This is a genomic window from Bacteroides xylanisolvens XB1A (genome assembly GCF_000210075.1).
Lineage (GTDB): Bacteria > Bacteroidota > Bacteroidia > Bacteroidales > Bacteroidaceae > Bacteroides > Bacteroides xylanisolvens.
In genome coordinates, this window is sequence record NC_021017.1 from 4,648,073 (window position 1) to 4,656,015 (window position 7,943).

Annotated in this window: 9 protein-coding genes and 1 pseudogene; all 10 read left to right on the forward strand. The window is 39.0% G+C overall.

What is annotated here, in order from left to right:
• The first annotated feature begins 203 nt into the window (after positions 1 to 203).
• Positions 204 to 767, forward strand: coding sequence for a helix-turn-helix domain-containing protein (locus tag BXY_RS17895; RefSeq protein WP_005809801.1), 564 nt, complete (start codon positions 204 to 206; stop codon positions 765 to 767).
• Positions 764 to 2,026, forward strand: a complete 1,263-nt coding sequence (locus BXY_RS17900) for a site-specific integrase (protein ID WP_005809799.1) — start codon at positions 764 to 766, stop codon at positions 2,024 to 2,026. Before BXY_RS17895 ends, BXY_RS17900 begins: the two co-directional genes overlap by 4 nt.
• Positions 2,027 to 2,338: 312 nt before the next feature.
• Entirely contained in the window at positions 2,339 to 2,692 is a 354-nt protein-coding gene (gene mads1, locus BXY_RS17905; RefSeq protein WP_005809798.1) for a methylation-associated defense system helix-turn-helix domain-containing protein MAD1, read from the forward strand.
• Entirely contained in the window at positions 2,689 to 3,288 is a 600-nt protein-coding gene (locus BXY_RS17910; RefSeq protein WP_015532580.1) for a BT4734/BF3469 family protein, read from the forward strand. Before mads1 ends, BXY_RS17910 begins: the two co-directional genes overlap by 4 nt.
• On the forward strand, positions 3,239 to 5,044 hold the full coding sequence (locus BXY_RS17915; RefSeq protein ID WP_015532581.1) for a DUF3987 domain-containing protein: 1,806 nt from the start codon (positions 3,239 to 3,241) through the stop codon (positions 5,042 to 5,044). The genes BXY_RS17910 and BXY_RS17915 overlap by 50 nt, the downstream gene beginning before the upstream one ends.
• Before the next feature lie 101 nt (positions 5,045 to 5,145).
• Complete coding sequence (locus BXY_RS17920; protein WP_004302091.1) at positions 5,146 to 5,514, forward strand: MobC family plasmid mobilization relaxosome protein; 369 nt, start codon at positions 5,146 to 5,148, stop codon at positions 5,512 to 5,514.
• Positions 5,498 to 6,397, forward strand: a complete 900-nt coding sequence (locus tag BXY_RS17925; protein WP_005809792.1) for a relaxase/mobilization nuclease domain-containing protein — start codon at positions 5,498 to 5,500, stop codon at positions 6,395 to 6,397. Before BXY_RS17920 ends, BXY_RS17925 begins: the two co-directional genes overlap by 17 nt.
• Entirely contained in the window at positions 6,397 to 7,035 is a 639-nt protein-coding gene (locus tag BXY_RS17930; RefSeq protein WP_005809789.1) for a hypothetical protein, read from the forward strand. The genes BXY_RS17925 and BXY_RS17930 overlap by 1 nt, the downstream gene beginning before the upstream one ends.
• 138 nt (positions 7,036 to 7,173) lie before the next feature.
• Positions 7,174 to 7,779 (forward strand): master DNA invertase Mpi family serine-type recombinase, encoded by a 606-nt coding sequence (locus BXY_RS17935; RefSeq protein WP_004302103.1) that lies wholly within the window; start codon positions 7,174 to 7,176, stop codon positions 7,777 to 7,779.
• Positions 7,776 to 7,943: pseudogene (locus BXY_RS23655) on the forward strand (TaqI-like C-terminal specificity domain-containing protein); the annotation flags it as partial. The gene BXY_RS17935 and the pseudogene BXY_RS23655, both read left to right, overlap by 4 nt.

Below are 7,943 nucleotides of genomic sequence, written 5' to 3' on the forward strand. Positions count from 1 at the left end.
GATACAGATAATAAACAATAAGCAAAAGCGTGCAGCTCAATGAGTTGCACGCTTTTTGCGTTTATGGAGTTCATGGTTGCTATGTGTTTTCTATGGGCTTTTTTATCTCTTATTTGCGACATGTTTGCGACAAGACAAAAAAGTAGATAATGTGGTACTTAATCACACTTATACATACTAATACATACTTAAAAGTAGATAACATGCCAACAATCGGATTTGAAATCAAACGGAAGTGTAAGGTCTGCGGCAAAGTGTTTGTCGCAAAAACACTTGACAGTCACTATTGTTCCCCTAAATGTGGTAAAGTGGCTTGGAAACGCAAAAAGGATGCAAAGGATAGAAACGCGAAGTTAGAAGCCATTGCTAAACAAGTATCAGACATCAGAGAGTACATTTCTGTAAAGGAAGCCGTCGCTATGTTCGGGGTGGAACGTAGCACTCTGTATCGCCTGATTAAATTGGGACGTATTCCAACTATCAATATGGGTACAAGGCTCACACGTATCAAACGCTCTGAAATGGAATGGCTTTTTCTAAACAGACCGGAAAGTATTGCGGAGAAAGAAAAGCCTGCTCCTAAAATATACAGCTTAGAGCCGGAGGATTGCTATACCATTACTGAGATTTGTGAGAAGTACCATATTAATGACAGTTCAGTATGGGCACATGTTAGAAAATACTCTATTCCCTCAAGACAAATAGGAAACTATGTGTATGTACCCAAGCAAGAAATTGATAATCTATATAAGTCAGAAGTAGAATGAAGAAAGCATTACCTAATACCAAAGTGACCGTCAAACTCAGAAGGTCGAATTATAAAGAAGAGTGGTATCTGATTATAGAATCATACCCAGTTTATAAGCGAGGTTCTAAACGGGCAAGCCGTGTGGTGGAATCCATTAACCGGACTATATCCACGCCTGTTTGGGACAAATCGTCCATTGCACGTATTTTGCCAGATGGAACATTCAACTATAAGCCTAAGCGTGATTTGAATGGGATTATCCAATGCCGTTCAACGATAGACCAAGAGGCTTGTATCTATGCTGACAATATCCGTAAGTTACGCCAACACGAATACGATAGTGCCATCCTTTACACTGATAAGGAAAACGAAATCGCTGCACAGAATGAGCGGAGCGAACAGGATTTTATCAAGTATTTCAATGGTATTATAAGCACACGTCATCCCAATAGTTCCGATTCGATTATAGTTAACTGGAGGCGTGTAGGCGAATTATTGAAAATGTATTCGCATGGGCAACCAATTCCATTCAAGGCGATTTCAGTTAAACTGCTTGAAGATATAAAGATGTTCCTTCTTCGTGCTCCAATGGGAGGGAATAAGAAAGGTACTATCTCACAAAATACGGCATCAACCTATTTCTCCATACTCAAAGCCGGACTGAAACAGGCATTTATTGATGAATATCTTACAGTTGATATAAGTGCAAAAGTAAAGGGAATAACAAACATTGAGAAACCCCGTGTTGCACTTACCATGAATGAGGTGCAAATGTTGGTTGATACCCCTTGCAAGGATGATGTTTTGAAACGTGCGTTCTTGTTCTCTATTCTCACAGGATTGCGCCATAGTGATATTCAATCTTTGAAATGGAAACAGATTCAACAAACAAATAAGGGAACATGGCAAGCGGTCGTTGTACAGCAAAAGACAAAAAGACCGGATTACAAGCCTGTCATCCAACAAGCACTTCAATTATGTGGCATACGTCCAAACGATGATGAAGCACTTGTTTTTGAAGGACTGACCGATGCCTCTTGGATTTCTCGTCCTCTGAAAGTCTGGATAGAAGCATCCGGTATCAAGAAGCACATCACCTTCCATTGTGGGCGACATAGCTACGCTTCGCTGTTGCTGGAAAATGGCGTTGACATATACACAATCAAGTCTTTGATGGGACATACAAACGTCAAAACTACGCAGATTTATACGCATCTTGTAAACGAACAAAAGGAGAAAGCCGCCAATACACTGTATATAGAAAATTTGGATTTATAGGTTGTGGTGGTTATATCCACCATTGAGCATCAACGACTTATGTAATACCAATCATATACTTACCACCATTTGCCCCTCATGAAGCATCGGCTTTTTGAGGGGTGTTTTGTAGCATTGAGACTTTCGGTGAGGAATGTGTTAGTCCCAATAATAGTTTATTTCCCTTTTATTATGTTTTCCAATAAATTCTCGTATTAATGAAACTTAAATCTGTCAGTGGTAAATGAGCGGTTGATTGGTGGCTTTCAAGCACCTATTTAGCACTCATAAACATCCCTATACTTTTGCGGCATCAACTTTAATACGAAGAAAATGGCTTATAAAGTAAATTCGTTGGAGGAAATGCCAAATGCGTTGTCCTACCTGATTGAGTCCGTAGAATCACTACAATCCAAAGTAAATGCCTTGCAACATAAGCAGGCAAGTGATTCACCCAAGTGGATGGATATAGATGAGCTATGCGCTTATCTGCCATCGCATCCAGCCAAGCAAACGGTTTATGGATGGGTATCAACTAAACAGATTCCCGTACATAAAATAAATAAGGCATTGGCTTTCTTGCAATCGGAAATAGATGACTGGTTGAAGAACAAATCGCATAAGACACAGAATGACTTGATGGAGGAAGCTAGACGATTTGTCGAATCCAAAAAGATTATCAGATGATGGGAACGACTGATTATTGTTTTTCATTCTTTCGCAAACCTATCCAGAACATCGAACCGATAAGAGCTGTAGGTATTGTGGATGTGTACCGCTATATCACCGGGCATTATGCACAACCACAAACCGAAGCTCTACGTCTGATGTTAACTTCTCCTGAAGCCAAAAGGTACAAAACCACCCATTTTGACTATTGTACTTTTTCTGGATTATTCGGTAAGCGGAATGAGAAGGAACTGATAATGCACTCCGGATTGATGTGTCTGGACTTTGATCATGTGGAAGATATTATGGAACTAAAGCAAAAGTTACTCAACCATGAATATTTCGATACGGAACTGTTGTTTGTCAGTCCATCCGGTAATGGATTAAAATGGATCATACCTGTAGACTTGAAAGGCTGGGAACATTTCCGGTACTTTAAGGCTGTTGCCAACTGCATCAAAGCAACAGGCTTGCCGTTAGTAGATATGTCCGGAAGTGACGTTGCTCGTTCATGTTTTTTGCCACATGATCCACAAGCATATATTAACCCTAAATATAAAGATGATGTCGAAGAAAATATTTTTCGCCCAAGATTGGGAGAATGTCCCTTCTGAAATAAAGCAAACAGATATACCAAGTATCACTTCATTATATAATAAGGTAGAGGAAGATGTGGAACATGTTGTCTGGGAAATAGAGCAGCGTGCCATTGATATAGCACCCAATTATAAAGATTGGGTAGAATTGGGTTTTGCGCTTGTGGACGGATTGGGAGAAAACGGACGGGAGTATTATCACCGCATTAGTAGGTTTTATCTTCACTATCAAAGGGAAGAGACAGACAAACAATACACGCATTGTCTGCAATCCAAAGGACAAGGTATTACCATTCGTTCTTTCTTCCATCTGGCAAACCAAGCCGGAATCTCGCTGGCTCCATTCAGCAAAGAACATTTATCCATTTTTCCAAATATCCAAAATAGAAAAACGGGTAAATGGATAAAGTCAGAGGAAGAACTTCCAGCATTTCCTGAGTGTGTATTTGCGCATCTTCCCCCTTTCCTAAATGAGATTGTTAACAATTCTATATCGCTGGATGACCGTGATACGATATTGATTGGAGCTATTGTGTGTTTGTCTGTCTGCTTTCACAATGTTTGCGGAGTTTACGATGAACGAATCGTTTATCCGAATCTTTATCTGTTTGTTGTTGCAGATGCCGGTATAGGGAAAGGTGCGTTGACTTTGTGCCGGGAACTTGTAGCCCCTATCAATCGTAATTTGCATGAACTTTCCAAACGATTGGAGCAGGAGTATAAGGAAGCAATAAACGCTTACATCAAAGGCAAGAAAGATGGTGGAATGACCATGCCAGCTGAACCGCCCATGCGAATGCTTGTCATTCCTGCCAATAGTAGTGCAAGTTCTTTCTTGAAGATATTGGGAGATAATGACGGTATCGGACTACTATTTGAATCGGAAGGTGACACATTAAGCCAGACTTTGAAGTCGGACTATGGTAATTATTCTGATGTATTGCGAAAAGCATTCCACCATGAGTTAGTCAGTTTAAGCCGCCGCAAGGACAGGGAATATTGCGAAGTCAGCAATCCAAGAGTGTCAGTCGCTTTGGCAGGAACTCCCGAACAAGTAAGAAAATTGATACCTGATGCAGAAAACGGTCTGATGAGCCGTTTTTGTTTCTATATCATTCGCTTCAAGAGAGGTATAAGAAACGTGTTTGCCACAAATGATATTTCCCAATCCAAGAATGCCATGTTCAAACTATTGGGGGATAAATTCTGCCATTTACATGAAGAATTTGTTAGGCAAGGTAATTATTCCTTTTCTCTTCCCTCTGATTTGCAGGAACATTTTATAGAATATCTCAGTCGGGTGAATGATGAATGTTGTGACGAAGTAGATAACAAAATGCAGGGTGTAGTCCGTCGGATGGGGCTGATTGCCTATCGTATAATGATGGTGTTGACTGCTGTCCGGCATTTGGAGAATATGCCTCACGAATCATATTCCTCTGACGAGACTATACAATTAATTTGCCATAAATATGACTATTCCATAGCCATGAGTATCTGTGAAACCTTGCTTTGCCATGCAGTGTTCATCTATCGAAACTTGTCAGGAAATCAGCCCAAACGTTTACAATCCCTTTCACAAGAAACGGGCATTTACGCACGAAGGAATACCCTTTATAATATGTTGCCCGAAACATTTACCAAAAAAGATTATGATGCAACTGTTTTAGCTTTAGGTGAGAATGGAAGTACGGCAAACAAATGGATAGAAGCCTTTATCAAAGATGGCAAACTAAGCCGAATAGAACAAGGTAAATATAGGAAGATTTTTTGAGTGGCAAGTTTGTGTTTTAGTGTCACTAAAACCTAGGCGGCAAGCGGATAGAACTGCCACTCTCAAAAAATCAATTTATGCACATCAAAGTTTAGATAAGTATGAAGAAAAAGAAACTTGGTGGTCGCCCAAAGTTAGCGAATTACCAGAAACGCACGAAATGTTTCCGGGTAATGTTTACCGAGAACGACTATATCTATATCCAATCCAAAGCCCAACAGGCTGGACTGTCTGTCAATGAATTTTGCCATCAGGCTGCAATGGGCTGTGAAGTTGGTCAGCGTATCAGTCCGGAAATGGTATCGGCAATCCGTGACCTTTCCGGTATAGCCAATAATGTCAACCAGATTGCCCATCAGATGCACATCTATGGTTTGGAAGCAGTGAAACAACAATGTTTTTCTATTATATCAGAAGTCAGTAGAATTATCACCCAAGTAAAGAATAACAATCATGATAGCGAAGATTAAAACAAGAGCCGATTTTGGAGGGATAGTAAATTACGCCAATGATCAAAAGAACAAGAAAAAGAGTGCCATACTTTTAGCATACGAAGGTGTCTGTGCCATCAGCAATAAGACCATAGCCGATTCTTTTCAGATACAAGCTTCTATGCGTCCGAAAGTAAAAAGTTCGGTGAAACACGTATCACTTGCTTTCTCTCCGCAAGATACCATCCGTTTTTCCGATGATGAAAAAGGAGATACACTTATGGTGGAGATTGCCAAGAAATGGATGGAGCAGATGGGGATTAGCAATACCCAATATATCATAGCCAGGCATCATGATACGGAACATCCACATTGCCATATAGTGTTCAATCGGATAGATAATGACGGTAATCTCATTTCTGATAGCAACGAACGGATACGAAATGCAAAAGTCTGTCGAGCTTTAACCAAAGAATATAAACTTTACTTTGCCCCTAAAAACAGCAAAGCCAGAAATAAGAGCCGTTTACGTCCTCATCAATTACGGAAGTATAATCTACGTTCTGCAGCTCTTGATGCACTGGCTGTATCTCGCTCATGGAATGATTTTCTTGGCATTCTCAAAGGTCAGGGCATAGATATGCGTTTTAATCATGTTGAGAACTCTGATAAAATTCGTGGTATATCCTTTTGTATGGATGAATTTAGCATTGCAGGTTCTAAACTTGACTGTGATTTGAGTTTTAACAGCCTTTGCGTTACGTTGGGCAATGTAACTACAGAATTGATTATTCAACCCCATCAGGCCATAACTTCCAGTGGAGGTGGAGGAACAAGCAATGAACAAGGATGGCGAGACGATAAAAACAAGGATAGCCAAAGAAACGAACCTTTCTATAAACCCTCAAAACGTAGAAGATAATGAAAGAAGATGTAGTAGCTGCGAATCTTGCAAATTTGCGTCAAAGTATCAGTGAGCTAAAAGAATGTATTGAAAAACAGAATGCCACTGTTTCTAAATCGGAACAATCTGTAAAAGTGGACTTTGACGAAAAGACCATTTATAATGGAGTCGCTAAAGGTTTCTGCACTTGTTGGAATGAAGCCTTGTCTGTGGTAAAGAAACATATTTGGAAACAACAGCCGAACACTTTACCATTTTCACTATGGTTCCCGAAACTCATTGAATTATTCAAGCAGAAGTCCAAACTTCTTGAATATCTTTATCGGCACGTTTGCGATTACAATCTCAATCGTATGACTATTGAAGCAAATACGGATTGCATATTAAAACGGCAGGATGAGATACTTGCAAAAATCAATGAATTGAAAAATCCAGTAACCATTATTCCACCCAATATTAATGGGATGTTTATACGTGGGCATCATATAAAACTCCAGTATGTTGTGGTCTTTATTGTCGCTATTGTTACATGGGCTATTACTGCTTCTGTTAGCAGTATGAAGTATAAGGAAGAAAGCTTTGCGTATTATTCGATGTATCGGGCTGTAAAGGAACAATCTGAACTTATATTAAAAAAATGGAGAAACTCAAAATAAAGAAATAGAATTTGTTGCATATAAAAAATACTGCTTATTAAGGATTTATTCTTTTATATTCTTATAGAATATGGCTAAAAGGATTTTTCTTGTTATTATGGGATATTCTATAAAGTATAAATAATAAAAAATAAAATTATGATTTACGGATACATTAGAGTAAGCAGCGATAAGCAGACAGTAGAGAATCAGCGTTTTGAAATTAATAATTTCTGTGAACGTTATAAACTTGTAATTGATGGTTGGATTGAGGAAACCATTAGTGGTATGAAATCATACAATAAACGTGAATTGGGTAGGCTTTTACTACAGATTCAGAAAGATGATCTCATTATCTGTGCAGAATTATCACGATTGGGAAGAAATCTATTCATGATTATGGAGATATTAAATATTTGTATGACCAAAGAATGTCGTGTGTGGACTATAAAAGACAACTATCGTCTTGGTGATGATATCCAAAGTAAGGTTCTTGCCTTTGCTTTTGGACTATCTGCTGAGATTGAACGTAATCTTATTAGCCAGCGCACGAAGGAGGCTTTGGCAAGAAAAAAAGCTGAAGGTGTGACATTGGGACGACCAAAGGGAAGAAAAAGTTCTGTAGAAAAATATAAACTTCATGGAAAAGAAAATCTTATTCATGAACTTTTAAAGGCAAAAGTTTCTAAGCGTAAAATTTCTAAATTATGTAAAGTTGATAGAAATACGCTTGACCGTTTTATAAAACAGTTTTTGACGGAATGAAACAGAGCGTTTTCGTGCAGCATAGCGGAGCGGTGTGTGATTTTTCTTCTTCCGATTCATGGGTTATCCTATCTCCTATCGAGCAAAGCATCAAGCGGAAGATAGAAGCCGTAGGAACACCTTTGAAGGATTGGGATATTCAAATCAACTATGGAATAAAGACA

Excerpts from the sequence above, each read along its gene's own strand:
- BXY_RS17895 (WP_005809801.1), top strand. The coding sequence starts at position 204 with ATGCCAACAATCGGATTTGAAATCAAACGGAAGTGTAAGGTCTGCGGC.
- BXY_RS17900 (WP_005809799.1), top strand. The coding sequence starts at position 764 with ATGAAGAAAGCATTACCTAATACCAAAGTGACCGTCAAACTCAGAAGG.
- mads1 (WP_005809798.1), top strand. The coding sequence starts at position 2,339 with ATGGCTTATAAAGTAAATTCGTTGGAGGAAATGCCAAATGCGTTGTCC.
- BXY_RS17910 (WP_015532580.1), top strand. The coding sequence starts at position 2,689 with ATGATGGGAACGACTGATTATTGTTTTTCATTCTTTCGCAAACCTATC.
- BXY_RS17915 (WP_015532581.1), top strand. The coding sequence starts at position 3,239 with ATGTCGAAGAAAATATTTTTCGCCCAAGATTGGGAGAATGTCCCTTCT.
- BXY_RS17920 (WP_004302091.1), top strand. The coding sequence starts at position 5,146 with ATGAAGAAAAAGAAACTTGGTGGTCGCCCAAAGTTAGCGAATTACCAG.
- BXY_RS17925 (WP_005809792.1), top strand. The coding sequence starts at position 5,498 with ATGATAGCGAAGATTAAAACAAGAGCCGATTTTGGAGGGATAGTAAAT.
- BXY_RS17930 (WP_005809789.1), top strand. The coding sequence starts at position 6,397 with ATGAAAGAAGATGTAGTAGCTGCGAATCTTGCAAATTTGCGTCAAAGT.
- BXY_RS17935 (WP_004302103.1), top strand. The coding sequence starts at position 7,174 with ATGATTTACGGATACATTAGAGTAAGCAGCGATAAGCAGACAGTAGAG.